The sequence below is a fragment of the Noviherbaspirillum album genome (assembly GCF_035916955.1).
GTDB lineage: Bacteria > Pseudomonadota > Gammaproteobacteria > Burkholderiales > Burkholderiaceae_D > Noviherbaspirillum > Noviherbaspirillum album.
On the sequence record NZ_JAWIIV010000022.1, the window covers coordinates 79,028 to 94,935 of the forward strand.

A 15,908-nucleotide genomic window follows, 5' to 3' on the forward strand; every position below is an offset into this window, starting at 1 on the left:
ACACAAGCGACGAACAACGCTGCCATGCGCCCAAGGCAGGCCGAGGCGAACGTACACCCATTCACAATCCGCTCTAGGGGCTGCCCGTTTTTCTTTGCGTTGAATAAACCCCGATGCGGCGTGACGCAAGGTGGTTCTGTGTTACGCCGCGTGGGCCAGTCGATCCAGTATGTCTTGCACTCGCTGCCTTCCTTCCACGGAAGTCATGGTTCCTATCAATCCAGTCATGCATTGAATTCCGCCGGAATGCGTTTCTCTTGCCATCCGGTGGATCTCATCCGCCAGAGCGACCGCCGCGTCCGCCTGCGTCGTGGGATCCGCCAGGTCTGCGATGATATCCGCGGCCCGATGGAATGCACCGGGTTGGACCTGTTCAGGAAGATGCGAGATCTGCCGAGCCAGAGCCCGGTGGGGGTTGACTTGACTACCGTGAGCGGTCAGGGGCGTAATGATGTCGACGACCCGCTGGAATGCGGCATGACGGAGGTCTGCGGGAAGATGCATGATCTGCCCGGCTAGGGCGGTCGCGGCATAGCCCTTCGCTAATGCGCTTCTCAATGGAACGACGATTTCCAACACGCTGTTGAATGCGGTGAAACGGGCTTCTTCCGGCAAATGCCTGACCTGTTGCACCAGTACGGCGGCTGCTCCTCCTTGCGCTCCGACAACTCCTGTCAGACGGGTGATCACCTCTCTTGCAAGATTGAATCCAGAGTCACGGGCACCCAAAGGAAGATGATGGATCTCTCGTGACAACCTGGCGACGGCTTCGCCAATCTCCCGCTGATCTGCGAGATGGCTGACCACCTCGGCGCTGCGCCTGAACCCGGCAATCTGGTCTGCTGGCGGGAGAAGGGCGATCTGGCCAATGAGTGCAAGAGCAGTGTCCATCTTCGACGGAACGTCTCCAAGACTGTCAATCATGGCAGCCACCTGATTGAATGCATCGAGCGCATCTTGTGCCGGAAGATTCTCAATCTGATTTATCAAAATCGCGACCGCATTGCGTCTCGCCTCGGGCGCGGTAAGTCGTTCGCTCATCCGGACAGCGCGGGTGAAGTCGTCGACATGGCCGTCTCCGGCAAGCTGGCCGAACTGAACCATTAACACCGTGATGGCGTACGATGTTAACTCGGAAGGTGGAAGACCCTCGATAATGTCGGCGATGCTGTTGAAAGCGATGATACTTCCCTCCCTGCCGGTGAGCGCGCCAATGCGGTCTATCAGGTCCGGGAGCAGTACCGCCCTTGCATCGACGCCTGACATATTTCCGATAACTCCGGCCAAGCGTAAAAAGCATTCGAGACGGCGTTCATTTCCCGGGAGGGAATCGATCATCGCAGTCAGCTCCTGAATGGATCGGACCTTTCCCTCACTGTCCGCCAGATCCTCTAGAATTCTGGCCACGTGCCCGAAAGAATCCGGCAGGCTGTCATCCGGAGGCAGGTCTATCCATCGCCGTGCCAGTTCAAGAGTGGCAAACCCTTGAGGATCTGTCACACTATTAAGTCTTTTGGCTAACGATGTGAACGCATCTACGCGGTCCCTGCCTTCAGGCAGGTTAGCAATTTGTTGCGCCAGCTTCTCACCGACGATCCCGTCGGATGGGATCGCGTCGTTAATGGTTGCGGTCAGGTTGCTGAAAGCGTCAAGTTGCGCGTCTGGCGGAAGCGAACCGATATGCCCGGCGAGAGCAATCGCGGCGTCGCCCTCTGGATCGGTCAGGTTATTAATCTCACGGAGTACTTGATTGAAGCTTTCCACCTCGCTTGGATCGTCTTTAAGACTTGAGATATTGCTCGCCAGCGCAACGACGAGTTTGGCTTTCAATGATGCGTCGCTCAGGCCGCTCATGATCAGGGCAATACCATTGAATTGTTCTGCACAAAGATCGATGGGAAGAAATTCGAGCTGGTCCGCAAGCGCTGCGGCTACCTTGACCTTCGCGGCAGGATCTGCGATGGTCTCCATCACAGCTTTGACTCTGCCGAATAGATCGGCCTCGCCGCTGGGGATATTTTCGATTTGCGTTGCAAGCGCAGCAGCAATGCTGGCCTTGCCGTCGTCCGAAGCGGAGTTCATCACCTCACTCAGCCTGTTGACGATGTCGGCGTGTTGCTCTGGGAATTGACCGCTCTGTTCTGCCAGTGCCGCCGCAATGTCGCTCTTTGCCGATGGGTCGGTGAGGCGGTCCATTACTGCGGCCATGTTGTTAAACAGGCCGATACGCTCTGCGGCTAGCGGGAAGTGATGGATTGCTCTTGCCACGGCGACGGCGATCCTGGCCTTTGCCGGGACGTCCGGCAAGGTTGCCATGGTATTGGTGGCATGCTGCAACAGTCGGCGCCATTCCTCGACAAGCTGAGGAACTTGCGCAGCCTCAACTTCAGGATCGAGAGGGGCATGCCGGCCAATCTGCTTTGCCAGTGCGGCTGCAATAATGGAGGCGGCTGCGAAGTTCGTCAGGCTGTTCATTATTTGGACTATCTGTGCATACCGGGCCTCCCGATCGGCGGCATTCTCGAACATGGCAATCTGGTCAACCAGAATTGCAGTAAGGGATGCTTTTTCTTCAGGCGACAAGTCCAAATCGCGAATCAATGAAAGTGTGCGTTCGAAACTCAGGTTTTGCCGAGGACCTGGCGCTAGAGCGGAAATTCGCTGGGCGAGTGCGGTGACGACTGTGGATTTGGCCTGCGTTTCCGTGAGGCTCTCAGCGACGTCGCAGATTCGGTCGAATCCGTCTTGAGCGTTGAATACATCAGGTTCATCTTCAACAGAAAGGAACATGATCCGACTGGCCAGCGCAACGGCAAGCCGTGCTTTTGCATTTGCATCCCCGAGGTCATCCATCATCGCTGCGATGCGCTGGAAGCCGTCGGCCGCCTCCTGTTCATTAAGGAGGGTCATCGACCGCGCCAGGCCGGTAGCGAGCATAAGTTTCGCCGCGGGGTTTTCCATGGCGTCGATAGTATCGGCCAGCGCATTGAATCGATCTGCCCGTGCCGCGTCGGTAAGGACGACCGCGATCTGTTTCGCCAGAGCAGGAGTGATTTCCTGCTCTGCAGCCGTGGTACCCAGTTCATCGACTAATCCGGCTATGCTGTCGAAGGCACGGGCGCGCTCCGGGCCGTTGGGAAGGTAGTCGATCTGGCTTGCGAGGCGGGCAGCCAGTATCGGTTTTACCGCAGGGTTTTTCAGGCCACGGAATCTTGTATTCAACGCTGGATCGCGCTGCTTTGTATCGACAATCCGAACCAGCTCGACCAGTCTATGGAAACCCGCGCTTCGTTTGGCAAGAGGAAGGAGCCTGATCAGGCGGGGAGCAGCGATGGCGGAATGGGACTTTTCCCGACTGACAAGGCCGACTTTAGGAATGGGTAAGTTGTCGGAATCAGGAAATCTGGTCTTCTTCAGCGCTTTTTTTATAAGTGCGTCGACGAGGATATCAAACCTTGCCGAGCTGGCGTCGGAATAGGGTTCGTCTTTCATTGCCTGGACATAGGTATCCAGTTTCTTGGCCAGCAGCACACTGTCGGCCATGCCGCTGGTATTGTCACGCAATGACTTGTGCGCCATTCGCAAGGCCAGGACCATATTCCGGGCTTCCTGCGGGTTGGCGACGGCGTCCGCGACCTCACGCCATATGTCTTCGGACGCGCGAAATACCGGGAGCTCGTGTTGCTGCGCAATGGGAGTCGACGGCCGGCTCGCAGGCAGTGCCGGAAGCAATGCGAATTCATTATCAAGGTGTGGCAAGGGCGGACGCGCAGCAAGCGCACCGTTGTTCGAAGGGAGCGGTGTACGCGATCGATTCTGATCAGACGGCGTATGAGATTGCGTATCGACGTCAGTCAAGGCTTCGGGACCTGGCGTACCGGCGCGCCGCACGTCTTCGACTATTGAACGCACTGAGGGCGTGTTTTGCGGCAGTCCTGGAAGCTGTGAATGCGGCGAATGCTGTGAATGACGTGGAGATGGGGTTCGCGTTTGCGGTTCTACTGACACCGGGCCGCCGCCTGGGAAGCCTTCACCGAAATTTTCGGCGTGCTGCACAGGACTGGGCGTCCTGCTGCGGGACCGCGGTGCATGTGGAGCCGCATCGGATGGGTGCGTTTGTGAAGCACGAGTCGGGGAGGGAGTCCGAGCTCTTGCCGAGAGCAGCGATACCGTGGACGCGTGCGGCCTGGGTGTGTCGCTGGCATGGATGACTGGCGCATGCGTCGGGCCGGGTTGCGTACTGACCGGCTGACCAGGCACAGCCGGGGAGACGGTTGTCATCTGCACTGCTACTGGTGCTTGCGATTCCCCGTCTGGATCTGCGCAACAACTCAATGCGCGCGTTAATGAGTTGGGAAAACAGTTGGGGATGGAAAAACGCATGGCAGGCCTCAAGGAAAAACGGGCGGAGTGCTGGCACTCGTTCCCGAAAAATGACGATGGCAATGTGTAACGAAGCGATAAGTGGCGCGACTTGAGAAACGGTTCCATGCTCAAGGAGGTGAAATCGCACGCTCTATCGGTTCTGCCATCATGGTCATGGCTCCGTCGCCGGGTGCCGGTGTTGGAAGCGGGACGGCGAGCGCATGCCGTCAGCCGCACTTCGGGAAGCGCAAAGTCGTTCCGTATCCCTTGAGTCCCAGGTAATTGCGCGGCGAGTTCTGACTGTCTGTCTTGCGGCGACGAGGAAAGGCATCCCATATCCACCATGTTTCGACTGGTATTAAATGAATGCTGGCCGCACAATTGACGCTATCGTTCGTGGCATGCATTCATTCAAGTTCAGCCGGAGCTGCCGCGATAAGTGAGGCGAGCCCTTATGCGCAACGCCATAAAAAAAGCGCTCCCGAAGGAGCGCTTTCTTAAGTTTTTCTGGCAAGACGTTACTGAATCTTGGCTTTCTTGCGCAGGTCTTCCTGGAAAGCCTGCAGCTTCTTCTGCTGCAGCGACTCGGCGATCTGCGGTTTGACTTCTTCGAGCGACGGGATCTTCGCCGCGCGCACGTCTTCCAGCTTGATCACGTGGAAGCCGTATTGGGTCTTCACCGGAGTTTCGGTGATCTGGCCCTTTTGCAGTGCCACCATCGCATCGGAGAACGGCTTGACGAAGGAAGCAGGCGATGCCCAGTCGAGATCGCCGCCGTTGGCCGCGGAGCCCGGGTCTTTGGATTGCTTCGCCAGTTCCTCGAACTTGGCGCCGCCCTTGAGCTTGCTGATGATGCTCTTGGCGTCCTCTTCTTTTTCGACCAGGATATGGCGCGCGTGATATTCCTTGTCGCCGGCCTGGGACTTGAACTTGTCGTATTCAGCCTGGATGTCGGCATCCTTGACCGGATTCTTCTTCAGGTAATCCTGCACCAGCGCACGGATGGCGATGGACTGGCGGGCAATTTCGACCTGGTTCTTGACGTCCGGCGAATTCGACAGGCCGAGCTTGTCGGCTTCCTGGATCAGGATTTCGCGGTTGATCAGCTCTTCCTTGACCATCGCGCGCAGCTGCGGGGAGTCAGGCTGGCCCTGCGCGGACAGCTGCTTGACCATCGCGTCTGCGCGCGACGAGGGAACGGGCTTGCCGTTCACAACGGCGAGGTTTTGCGCCGTGGCCGGAAGGGCGAGGGCAGCGACGAGCAGCATCAGCAGGCGAGCAGGTTTCAAGGTCATTGAAGTGTTCCTAGATTGGAAAATAATAATTTATACAAATTGGTTGATACAAATTCGGGTGCACCAGTAATCAGGACTCAGAATCAGGACTCAGCGAGTCGTTTCTGACGGTGCGATGGCGACGATGTTCAGGGCGTGGATATCGCCGGACATCATGTCGCGGAGGCAATCATACACTAGCCGGTGGCGGGCAACCCGGTTCAGCCCCGTGAAGCGGTCTGACACCAGCCTCAATTTATAATGGCCCGCGCCCGTGGCGGCGCCTGCATGGCCGGCATGCAAATGGGATTCGTCTTCGAGTTGACATTCAAGCGGCGCAAAAGTTGCGACCAGCTTGCTGTGCATTCGTTCCATGCGTTCGTTCATCTTGGCCTCCGTCTACTCGCTGTTTAATGCGAGTTAATGCGAGTCTTTCATGTACTTGGAAAGTAAAAGGCTTTGCGCAACGACGAACCCCAGCATCAGTCCGGTAAAGCCAAACAGCTTGAAATTGACCCAGAATGCCGTGGAGAAAGAGTAGGCGACATACAGATTAACGAGGCCCATGGCCACGAAGAATCCAGCCCAGGAAAGATTCAGCTTTTGCCAAACCGGGTCCGGCAAGACCAGCTGTTTTTGCATCATCAGGCGAATGAGGTTCTTGCCGAACAGCACCTGGCTGATGACCAGGGCAGCGCCGAAGGCCCAGTACAGCACGGTCGGCTTCCACTTGATGAAGGTCTCGTTATGGAAATAGATCGTGGCGCCGCCGAACAGCGTAATGATGGCGAGCGACACCCACAGCATGCCATCGACCTTGCGCCGGCGCAGCAGCAGATAGGCGATCTGACCGACCGTCGCGAGTATGGCCAGCGCCGTTGCCAGCATGATCGGAGCCTGCGCCGCCGTTGCGGTGCCCGACACGAAGCCAGACAGATACTGGTCGACCAGGCCCTGCGCCGCCTCGGGATTGTTCTCCCCCCACTTGAACATGGCAAAGAACAGGATGACGGGGAAAAGATCGAACAGAAACTTCATGGGGCGCGGGCTCTTTCGTGCTGACTGATTAAGTTGACTTGGTGTCTTACCTGGGGTCGAAACGCAGCGATGCCGAATTGATGCAGTAACGCAAGCCGGTGGGGGGAGGTCCGTCCGGGAATACGTGACCGAGATGGGCATCGCAGACGTTGCAAAGAATTTCCGTGCGTATCATGCCATGACTCCGATCGATGCGCTCGGAAACATTTTCCGGGTTAAGAGGACGGAAATAGCTGGGCCAGCCGCAGCCGGAGTCGAATTTCGCATCCGATTCGAACAGCGGCGTGCCGCAGCAGACGCAGGTATAGATGCCGTGTTCATGATGATCCCAGTACTGGCCGGTAAAGGCCCGTTCGGTCGCCGCCTTCCGGGTAACCTGGTACTCGAGGGGATCGAGCATGTCGCGCCATTCGGCATCGGTCTTGGTGACTTTCGTGGTCATGATGAGCAGCTTACCTCCAGTGTGCTTGCCCAGTCGGGCGGTAGATCGGCGTATTGTTCGTTTTCCGGTTGTTCGTCGAAAGGCTTCTCCAGGATGGAAAGCAGGCGTGCAAGCTCGGAAAAGTCCTTATTTTGCGCCTTTTCAATCGCGACCTGGGCAAGATAGTTACGCAGCACATACTTCGGGTTGACCGAATGCATGCGCGCCTTGCGGTCTTCATCCCGGCTGTTTTCCTGGCGCAGTCGGCTGCGGTACTGAAGCGCCCACGCATCGAAGGCCGGCCGATCGATGAAAAGATCGCGCAGCGGCTCGTCGGCCTGCGGGTTTTCCAGCTTCAGATTGCCGAGCTGCCGGAAAAACAGGGTGAAATCTACGTGATTGTTCTGCATCAGGCCGAACATCGCTTCGAACAGCTTGTCGTCGTCCGGCTGCGTATCTAGGAGACCGAGTTTCGCATGCAGCAGCTGGTTGAACTTTGCGTCATAGGTCGGCTTGTAGGACTCGACCGCAGCCTGTGCATCCTCGACTTCACCCACCAGGGGCAGCAGCGCCTGCGCGAGCGCAAAACAGTTCCATTGCCCGATACGCGGTTGCATCTGGTAGGAATAGCGGCCCTGGTGGTCGCTGTGATTGCAGATGTGTCGCGCGTCGAACGCTTCCATGAAACCGAACGGGCCGTAATCTATCGTCAGGCCGAGGATCGACATGTTGTCGGTGTTCATCACGCCGTGCATGAAACCGACCGCCTGCCATTGGGCCATCAGATCCGCCGTGCGTCGCGTGACTTCGGACAGCAAGGCCCGGTAGGGTTGCGCTTCATCGCGCAGCGCCGGATAAAAGCGGTCGATCACGTGGTCCGCCAGCAGCTTCAATTCCTCGTTGCGCTCATTGTAGAACCAGTGCTCGAAGGAACCGAAGCGGATGAAACTGGGGGCCATGCGGGTCACGATTGCGGCGGTTTCCACAGTCTCGCGCATGACCGGCATGTCGGACCCGGTGACGCAGAGCGCGCGGGAAGTGGGGATGCCGAGCGCTGCCATGGCTTCCGAGCAGAGGTATTCGCGGATCGATGAGCGCAGCACGGCCCTCCCGTCGCCCATGCGCGAATACGGAGTCATGCCGGCACCCTTGAGCTGCAGCTCGAGCCGCGCGGGCGGCCAGGGGTCGCGCGCGGGAACGTCGCCGAGCAGGATCGCCCGCCCATCGCCAAGCTGCCCGGCCCAGACGCCGAACTGGTGCCCCGAGTAAACCGCGGCCAGAGGCTCGGATCCGGGCAATATCGCATTGCCGGAGAAGGCATCGACCGCTTCCTGGCGCGCCAATGCATCGGCGTCGAGGCCGATCAGCGCGGCCGCATTCGCGCTGGCGCCGACCAGGTAAGGAGCGGGGACCGGCGTCGGTTGCAGGCGCGTGTGAAACACCGGCGGCAGCGCGGCAAAGGAATTGGAAAAAGGCAGCTGGTCGGCCTGTTGGCGGAGCCTGCCATCGGCGGGTGCGTTCATGATGCTTCCTTGAATGATGAATTGCCCGCCGGGTCCGACTGCTCCCTGACGGATGACAGGGAAGATCTGGCGGAGCGCTGTGTCTGGTCCGGATAGGCCAGGGCAGACAGCGCCTGGGGCTGTTTGATCGATATGCGGCCATATTTGGTCTGAATCAACCCCTTTTGTTCCCATCCATGCAGGATTTTCGAGATGCTCTGGCGCGACTTTCCGAGCAGATGGCCGAGGTCTTCCTGGGTCAGCGGGACGTCGCGGCCGCGCGCATCGACATCCGCATTCAGCGCGGAAGGCTTGATATGTGCCAGCTCGAGCAGGCGGCGCGCAAGCCGCTGCGACAGCGGCGCCACGGCGGCTTCTTCCACCATGTCGAACGTGGCGCGCAGGCGCATGCTCAGCACCCTGAGAAAGCGCTCGCCGATCTGCGGATGACTTGCAAGCAGCTTCCTGAAATCGGTTCTTGAATGAAACAGCAAGACGGTCTGGCCGGCGGCATGCGCATCATGGGAACGCGGCAATCCGTCGAACAGGGAGATTTCACCGAAACAATTCGGCGCATCCAGCACGGCGATGATCGATGCATGTCCGTCGGCAGTGGCTCGCGTGAAGCGCACCGCGCCGGAGGCAATGGTGTAGAAGCCGTCGGCCTCGGCGCCGCGCGCATGGATCAATGCGCCATCGTTGTAGGTGCGAACCGACGCGCAGGCGAAGGCGGACTGCAGAATTTCTTCAGGCAAGTCCGAAAGCCACGAACTGCGCAGCAGGGCGCTTTTGTCGATGTCCTCGGGACCGTGATTTTGCATAAGGATTGTTAAGTAGTTGACAGTCTTGTGCTGTGCGTTATAACGATACTGCAAGGGAAACACGCATGCCCTGCGTGATGCGCCGGCCGCCCGTGCTGCAGCAAAGCCCCGGTACGGCGCTCTATTCTGACAGAGAAGAGGAGAACCCATCATGAACGCCCCTGAAAAGCTGACCATCCCTTCGTTGCGAGACCGCGTCTCGGAAGAGGAATGGCAGACCCGCGTCGATCTGGCCGCGTGTTACCGGTTGGTCGCCGACTTTGGCTGGAGCGATCTGATCTTCACCCATATCACCGCGCGCGTGCCGGGCACCGAAGACCAATTCCTGATCAATCCCTACGGCATGATGTTCGACGAGATCACCGCCTCGTCGCTGGTCAAGATCGACCTCCAGGGTAACAAGATCGAGGACTCGCCGTTCCCGATCAATCCGGCCGGATTTACCATCCATTCCGCGATCCACTCGGTGCGTCACGACGCGCAGTGCGTGCTGCATGTCCACAGCATCAACGGCGTCGCGGTCTCCGCGCAGAAGAACGGCCTGCTGCCGCTATCACAGCAGTCGATCTTCGTGCTGTCCAGCCTGGCCTACCACGGCTACGAGGGCGTCGCGCTCAATGACGAGGAGAAGCCGCGCCTGGTCGCTGACCTCGGCAACAAGAACTACCTGATGCTGCGCAACCACGGCCTGCTCACTGTCGGCAAGACCATCGCCGACGCCTTCGTCAACATGTACATCTTCGAAGCCGCCTGCATGATCCAGATCCGCGCGCAGGCCGGCGGCGGCGAGCTCATCGAAATTCCACAGGCAATCATCAGCGGCGCCAAGGACCAGGCGCGCACGGTGACCAAGTCCAAGGGCGGCATGCTGGCCTGGCCCGGCCTGCTGCGCCGGCTGGACCGGATCGATCCTTCCTATAGCACCTGAGCAGCCGAACGAAAGACTGCGCCGGCCGGATTGAACGGCCGGCGCATTTTGCAGCATCAACCCGGATTTTCTAATTCCCGAGAAGAAAGACATGGAGACACTTGATCAATCCCGCGCAAGTTTTCGCGACATGCAGGAAAGCACTGCCGAGGACTGGAAGATCATCGGCCGCGAGTTCAAGCCTTTTGCAGCGGCATTGCCCGATCGCGTTCTGGCCCATCTTCGCCTGCTCGACGGCGACTGCGGCGGGTTTCCCGTGGACCGCCTGACGCACAGCCTGCAGACGGCAACCCGGGCTTACCGCGACGGCCGCGACGACGAATACGTCGTGTGCGCCTTGCTGCATGACATCGGCGATACGCTCGGCAGCTTCAATCATCCCGATATTGCTGCCGCCATCGTAAAACCATTCGTCAGCCCCGAGTACCACGCCATCGTGGAAAAGCACGGCATCTTCCAGGGCTATTACTTTTTTCACCATCTCGGCACGGACCGCAACCTGCGCGACCAATTCGCCAACGCCTCGTTCTATGACGCGACGCTGGAGTTCTGCGAAAAGTACGATGCGCCGGCATTCGACCCGGATTACGATACCTTGCCGCTGGACTTTTTCGAGCCCATGCTGCGGCGCGTAATGGCGAAGCCGAAAAATACGATCTACAAATCCGCCATCGACTGAAACCTGCCCGGGCGAGGGATGGTGCAGTGCGTCATCGAAAGTCGTTGACGGTTTTAGTACGGTCGTTCAAAAATCATGCTTCAATAAGTAGAAGAATTCCAACTACGAGGCAGGAGGCATGATGACTGAATTTCCGAAGAGCCCATTGATGGGCCAGATGATGAATCAGCCTTTGCTGATTTCCAGCATCATCAAGCACGCCGACCGTTACTACGGCAAGAATGAGATCGTCTCGCGCCGGGTCGAAGGCGACATTCACCGCTATACCTATCGCGACTGCCACAGGCGCTCGCGCCAGATGGCCAATGCGCTCGCCGGACTGGGCGTCAAAATGGGCGAGCGGGTCGCGACGCTGGCCTGGAACGGCTACCGCCACTTGGAACTGTATTACGCAATTTCCGGTTCCGGCGCGGTGATGCATACCATCAACCCGCGCCTGCATCCCGAGCAGATCGCCTACATTGCCAACCATGCCGAGGATCAATACCTGTTCTTCGACATGACTTTCCTGCCGCTGGTCGAAGCCTTCGCAGCGCATTGCAAGACGGTCAAGGGCTACATCATGATGTGCGACCGCGACCGCATGCCGGCCGAGACCAAGATACCGAATCTGCAGTGCTACGAGGAGCTTGTCGCCGCCAATTCCGATCAGTATGAATGGCCGCAGTTCGACGAAAATTCCGCCTCCAGCCTGTGCTACACCTCGGGCACCACCGGCAATCCGAAGGGCGCGCTTTATTCCCATCGTTCCACGGTCCTGCATTCCTACGCATCGGCGATGCCCGATGCATTGAACGTCTCGGCCCGCGACTCCGTGCTGCCGGTGGTGCCGATGTTCCACGTCAATGCATGGGGCCTGCCGTATTCGGTGCCGCTGACCGGCGCCAAGATGGTATTCCCCGGCCCGGCGCTGGATGGCAAGTCGCTGTTCGAACTGTTCGAGCAGGAGCAGGTGACGTTCTCCGCCGGCGTGCCTACCGTCTGGCTCGGACTGCTGACCCATGTCGGCCAGAACAACCTGCAGTTCTCCAGCTTCAAGCGCACCGTGATCGGCGGCTCGGCCTGTCCGCCCGCGATGATGAAAACCTTCCGCGAGAAGTACAAGGTCGACGTGGTGCATGCCTGGGGCATGACCGAGATGTCGCCGCTGGGCACCGCCGGCACGCTGCAAAGCCATCACATGAGCCTGCCGCCCGAGCAGCAGCAGGCCATCCTCGAAAAGCAGGGCCATGCGATCTACGGCGTAGACATGAAGATCGTCGGCGACGACGGCAAGGAATTGCCCTGGGACGGCAAGACCTACGGCAACCTGCTGGTCAAGGGGCCGTGGATCATCAGCAGCTATTTCAAGAGCGAAGGCGGCGACGTGCTGCAGGACGGCTGGTTCCCGACCGGCGACGTAGCCACCATCGACGCGGATGGCTACATGCAGATCACCGACCGCAGCAAGGACGTCATCAAGTCCGGCGGCGAGTGGATCGGCACCATCGATCTCGAGAATATTGCCATGGCGCACCCGGCCGTTCAGCAGGCGGCGTGCATCGGCGTATTCCATCCGAAATGGGACGAGCGTCCGCTGCTCGTCGTGGTGAAGAAGCCAGGAGCCGAAGTCGCCAAGGAAGAACTCATCCAGTTCTATGACGGAAAAATTGCCAAGTGGTGGACACCGGACGACGTGACCTTCGTCGATGCGTTGCCGATAGGCGCCACCGGCAAGGTATTGAAGAACCGCATTCGAGAACAGTTCAAGGAGTACAAACTGCCCACCGCATAAACTTTATCGCCCTGGAATCAGCATCAAGAGAGCCTTCGCAGAACAAGGCCGACGCAAGACCGACGTTATAACAAGCGTACCTACACAAGGATGAGACACATGATGAAGAAGATTCGCCCCCTCGTTTTGGCAGCCTCCGTCGCAGCAGCCTTCGCCGCACCGGCGTCGCATGCGGACACCATCAAGATCGCGATGATCGAGACGATGTCCGGCGCCTTCGCGCCCATCGGACAGAACCAGCTCAATACCTTCCGCATGTTCGCGGAAATGGCGAATCAGCAGAAGTGGGCCGGCAACCATACCGTTGAAGTGCAAGCCTTCGACGGCAAGGGCAGCCCGCAGGAATCGCTGAACCAGCTCAAGACCGTGATCGACCAGGGTTACCGTTTCATTGCCCAGGGCAACGGCTCCGGTGTGGCGCTGGCGCTGGTGGATGCTGTCAACAAGCATAACGAGCGCAACCCCGGCAAGGAAATCGTCTTCCTGAACTATTCGGCGATCGACCCCGATCTGACCAACAGCAAGTGCAGCTTCTGGCACTTCCGCTTCGATGCCAACTCCGACATGAAGATGGAAGCGCTGACAACCTACATGGCCAAGGACCAGAGCATCAAGAAGGTCTACATCATCGGCCAGAACTATGCGCACGGCCACCAGGTGACCCGCGCTGCCAAGGATTACCTCAAGCGCAAGCGCCCGGACGTGCAGATCGTCGGCGACGACCTGCACCCGATCGCCACCGTCAAGGATTTCGCTCCCTACGTCGCCAAGATCAAGGCCTCGGGCGCGGATTCGGTCATCACCGGCAACTGGGGCGCCGACCTCGCGCTGCTGGTGAAGGCCGCCAAGGATGCAGGCCTCACCGCCAAGTTCTACACCTACTACGGCGGCACCTCGGGCGTGCCGACGGCAATGGGCGGCGCAGTGGCCGGCATGGTCAAGCAGGTCGCGTACTGGATTCCGAACAACGAGACTTTTGCCGGCAAGGAAATCGTCGAGGCGTTCAAGAAGAAGTACAACGACGACTTCTATGTCAGCGATATCTACACCGTGGTGCAGATGGTTTCCAAGGCGGCCAAGGACACCAACTCGGTCGACCCGGTCAAGGTGGCCTTCGCCCTGGAAGGCATGAAGACCAAGGCAATCAACGGCGACGTGGAAATGCGCGCCGCCGACCACCAGCTGCAGCAGCCGCTCTACATCTCGACATGGGAAAAAGTAGACGGCAAGAAGGTCAAGTATGACCAGGAGAACACCGGCTACGGCTGGAGCATGGATCAGAAGATCGACTCCTACGTGGCGACCCAGCCGCACTCCTGCCAGATGAAGCGTCCGGCCCGCCCGTCCTGACGTTCGACTCAGTTCTGCGGCATGGCACCGAAGCGGTCCATGCCGCAATTCTGCCGCGTGGCGGCGGATAATTCCCGAGAAATCGCCTGATTGCCCTGTTCCGAAACCCCGGAGCCTGCGCCGTGCTGCGTGCCGAGCCCGTTCACATGGACTCCTGCACCAGAATGGACTCGCGCGGATAGTTTAATGCGATGCCGAATACCTCATAGATTCCTTTGCCATACGCGCTTTACACCCGATGTCGGCGCCGATATGCTGTAAACACAAAACATTTATAAGGAAGAGACAAATGGCTATCCAATTCAAATCCTTTATCATCCCGCTTTCCCTTGCCGCCGCGTTCGCAGCGCCCGGTGCCGTCCTCGCGGAGAACGTGAAGATTGCCTTCATCGATCCCTTGTCCGGTCCGTTCGCGCCGGTCGGGCAGAATGGCCTGAAGAGCTGGCAATACATCGCCGAAATGGCAAATGCCCAGAAATGGGGAGGCGAGCATACCTTTGAGGTGGTCGGCTTCGACAACAAGGCGAGTCCCCAGGAATCATTGTCGCAACTCAAGACCGTGATCGACCAGGGCTACCGATATATCGTCCAGGGCAACGGTTCCGGCGTGGCGCTTGCGCTGGTGGACGCGGTCAACAAGCACAACGAGCGCAATCCCGGCAAGGAAGTCCTGTTCGTGAACTACGCGGCGGTCGATCCGGACCTGACCAACAGCAAGTGCAGCTTCTGGCATTTCCGCGTCGACGCCAATTCCGACCAGAAAATGGAGGCGTTGACCTCCTACATGGCCAAGGACCAGAACATCAAGAAGGTCTACATCATCGGCCAGAACTATGCATTCGGCCACCAGGTCACGCGCGCTGCCAAGGATTACCTCAAGCGCAAGCGCCCGGACGTGCAGATCGTCGGCGACGACCTGCATCCTATCGGGCAGGTGAAGGACTTTTCGCCGTATGTCGCCAAGATCAAGGCCTCCGGCGCCGATACGGTCATCACCGGCAACTGGGGCGCCGACCTTGCGCTCCTGATCAAGGCCGCCAAGGATGCCGGCCTGACCGCGAACTTCTACACCTATTACGGTGCGACGACGGGCGTGCCGACCGCGATGGGCCCCGCCGGGGCGGAGCGGGTGAAGTATGTCGGCTACTGGAACGCCAACAATGAAAAATTCGTCGGCAAGGAGATCGTCGAGGGCTTCAAGAAAAAGCATAACGACGACTACTATGTAATGGCGACCTACACTGCGTTGGCCATGCTGGGCAAGGCGGTCAAGGATGCGAAGTCCACTGAACCGACCAAGGTCGCGCTGGCTCTGGAAGGCATGAAAGTGCAGAGCCTGAACGGCGAGGTCGAAATGCGCAAGAGCGATCACCAGCTGCAGCAGCCGCTCTATATCGCAACCTGGACCAAGGTCGACGGCAAGGATGTCCGCTTTGACCAGGAGAATACCGGCTACGGCTGGAGGACCGACGTCAAGCTTGACAGCTATGTGGCGAACCAGCCGACTTCCTGCCAGATGAAGCGTCCTTCCTGATTGTTGAGTCATGGCAGCGTGCCGCGTGCGGCGCGCTGCTTTTTTGCTGCACAAAAAAAGTACGGTCGTACAAGAATTTGAGAGAGGTTGCCTCGTGGAGTTCACATTAATCACCCTGCTTAACGGCCTGAGCTACGGGCTCTTGCTGTTCATGCTGTCTTCCGGCCTGACGCTGATCTTCAGCATGATGGGCGTGCTCAACTTCGCGCATGCCAGCTTCTA

General features: G+C 58.8%; 13 protein-coding genes and 1 pseudogene. 6 read left to right on the plus strand and 8 right to left on the minus strand.

The annotated features are described in order from the left end of the window. Positions 1–141: 141 nt before the first annotated feature. The 7 genes from RY831_RS22045 to RY831_RS22075 all read right to left on the minus strand — a co-directional run bounded on the left by RY831_RS22045 (position 142) and on the right by RY831_RS22075 (position 9,421). Positions 142–3,858: a hypothetical protein gene (locus RY831_RS22045; protein ID WP_326508530.1), complete on the minus strand. Its 3,717-nt coding sequence runs from the start codon at positions 3,856–3,858 to the stop codon at positions 142–144. A 1,025-nt stretch (positions 3,859–4,883) separates the two neighbouring features. After that, on the minus strand, positions 4,884–5,660 hold the full coding sequence (locus tag RY831_RS22050) for a peptidylprolyl isomerase (protein ID WP_326508531.1): 777 nt from the start codon (positions 5,658–5,660) through the stop codon (positions 4,884–4,886). Positions 5,661–5,750: 90 nt separating this feature from the next. Then, entirely contained in the window at positions 5,751–6,026 is a 276-nt protein-coding gene (locus RY831_RS22055) for a BolA family protein (protein WP_326508532.1), read from the minus strand. A gap of 33 nt (positions 6,027–6,059) precedes the next feature. Further along, positions 6,060–6,677 carry a septation protein A gene (locus RY831_RS22060; protein ID WP_326508533.1) on the minus strand — a complete coding sequence of 206 codons (618 nt, stop codon included), beginning with the start codon at positions 6,675–6,677 and terminating at the stop codon, positions 6,060–6,062. Positions 6,678–6,723: 46 nt separating this feature from the next. Further along, the gene (gene msrB, locus RY831_RS22065; RefSeq protein ID WP_326508534.1) at positions 6,724–7,119 is read right to left on the minus strand and encodes a peptide-methionine (R)-S-oxide reductase MsrB; all 396 of its coding nucleotides are present in this window, start codon (positions 7,117–7,119) and stop codon (positions 6,724–6,726) included. Further along, on the minus strand, positions 7,116–8,621 hold the full coding sequence (locus RY831_RS22070; RefSeq protein WP_326508535.1) for a protein adenylyltransferase SelO: 1,506 nt from the start codon (positions 8,619–8,621) through the stop codon (positions 7,116–7,118). The genes msrB and RY831_RS22070 overlap by 4 nt, the downstream gene beginning before the upstream one ends. After that, a complete protein-coding gene (locus RY831_RS22075; RefSeq protein WP_326508536.1) occupies positions 8,618–9,421 on the minus strand; it encodes a Crp/Fnr family transcriptional regulator in 804 nt (267 codons plus the stop codon). Before RY831_RS22075 ends, RY831_RS22070 begins: the two co-directional genes overlap by 4 nt. A gap of 151 nt (positions 9,422–9,572) precedes the next feature. Here RY831_RS22075 and RY831_RS22080 point away from each other — a divergent pair, with 151 nt between their 5' ends. The 4 genes from RY831_RS22080 to RY831_RS22095 all read left to right on the plus strand — a co-directional run bounded on the left by RY831_RS22080 (position 9,573) and on the right by RY831_RS22095 (position 14,152). Further along, the gene (locus RY831_RS22080) at positions 9,573–10,349 is read left to right on the plus strand and encodes a class II aldolase/adducin family protein (RefSeq protein ID WP_326508537.1); all 777 of its coding nucleotides are present in this window, start codon (positions 9,573–9,575) and stop codon (positions 10,347–10,349) included. 91 nt (positions 10,350–10,440) lie between these two features. Next, positions 10,441–11,028, plus strand: a complete 588-nt coding sequence (locus tag RY831_RS22085; protein WP_326508538.1) for an HD domain-containing protein — start codon at positions 10,441–10,443, stop codon at positions 11,026–11,028. 121 nt (positions 11,029–11,149) lie between these two features. Continuing rightward, a complete protein-coding gene (locus tag RY831_RS22090) occupies positions 11,150–12,802 on the plus strand; it encodes a 3-(methylthio)propionyl-CoA ligase (RefSeq protein WP_326508544.1) in 1,653 nt (550 codons plus the stop codon). Between the two features lie 102 nt (positions 12,803–12,904). Further along, positions 12,905–14,152: a branched-chain amino acid ABC transporter substrate-binding protein gene (locus RY831_RS22095; protein WP_326508545.1), complete on the plus strand. Its 1,248-nt coding sequence runs from the start codon at positions 12,905–12,907 to the stop codon at positions 14,150–14,152. Positions 14,153–14,160: 8 nt separating this feature from the next. On the opposite strand, the gene RY831_RS22100 is transcribed toward RY831_RS22095, so the two are convergent. Beyond that, positions 14,161–14,298 (minus strand): hypothetical protein, encoded by a 138-nt coding sequence (locus tag RY831_RS22100; protein WP_326508539.1) that lies wholly within the window; start codon positions 14,296–14,298, stop codon positions 14,161–14,163. Positions 14,299–14,441: 143 nt separating this feature from the next. Here RY831_RS22100 and RY831_RS22105 point away from each other — a divergent pair, with 143 nt between their 5' ends. Both RY831_RS22105 and RY831_RS22110 read left to right on the plus strand, forming a co-directional pair. After that, positions 14,442–15,686 carry a branched-chain amino acid ABC transporter substrate-binding protein gene (locus RY831_RS22105; RefSeq protein ID WP_326508540.1) on the plus strand — a complete coding sequence of 415 codons (1,245 nt, stop codon included), beginning with the start codon at positions 14,442–14,444 and terminating at the stop codon, positions 15,684–15,686. A gap of 94 nt (positions 15,687–15,780) precedes the next feature. Beyond that, positions 15,781–15,908: pseudogene (locus RY831_RS22110) on the plus strand (branched-chain amino acid ABC transporter permease); the annotation flags it as partial.

What these genes read in the sequence shown, in the direction of transcription:
- RY831_RS22070 (WP_326508535.1), bottom strand. Translation starts at nt 8,621, where the DNA reads ATGAACGCACCCGCCGATGGCAGGCTCCGCCAACAGGCCGACCAGCTG.
- RY831_RS22060 (WP_326508533.1), bottom strand. Translation starts at nt 6,677, where the DNA reads ATGAAGTTTCTGTTCGATCTTTTCCCCGTCATCCTGTTCTTTGCCATG.
- RY831_RS22055 (WP_326508532.1), bottom strand. Translation starts at nt 6,026, where the DNA reads ATGAACGAACGCATGGAACGAATGCACAGCAAGCTGGTCGCAACTTTT.
- RY831_RS22105 (WP_326508540.1), top strand. Translation starts at nt 14,442, where the DNA reads ATGGCTATCCAATTCAAATCCTTTATCATCCCGCTTTCCCTTGCCGCC.
- RY831_RS22090 (WP_326508544.1), top strand. Translation starts at nt 11,150, where the DNA reads ATGACTGAATTTCCGAAGAGCCCATTGATGGGCCAGATGATGAATCAG.
- RY831_RS22095 (WP_326508545.1), top strand. Translation starts at nt 12,905, where the DNA reads ATGAAGAAGATTCGCCCCCTCGTTTTGGCAGCCTCCGTCGCAGCAGCC.
- RY831_RS22075 (WP_326508536.1), bottom strand. Translation starts at nt 9,421, where the DNA reads ATGCAAAATCACGGTCCCGAGGACATCGACAAAAGCGCCCTGCTGCGC.
- RY831_RS22080 (WP_326508537.1), top strand. Translation starts at nt 9,573, where the DNA reads ATGAACGCCCCTGAAAAGCTGACCATCCCTTCGTTGCGAGACCGCGTC.
- msrB (WP_326508534.1), bottom strand. Translation starts at nt 7,119, where the DNA reads ATGACCACGAAAGTCACCAAGACCGATGCCGAATGGCGCGACATGCTC.
- RY831_RS22050 (WP_326508531.1), bottom strand. Translation starts at nt 5,660, where the DNA reads ATGACCTTGAAACCTGCTCGCCTGCTGATGCTGCTCGTCGCTGCCCTC.
- RY831_RS22085 (WP_326508538.1), top strand. Translation starts at nt 10,441, where the DNA reads ATGGAGACACTTGATCAATCCCGCGCAAGTTTTCGCGACATGCAGGAA.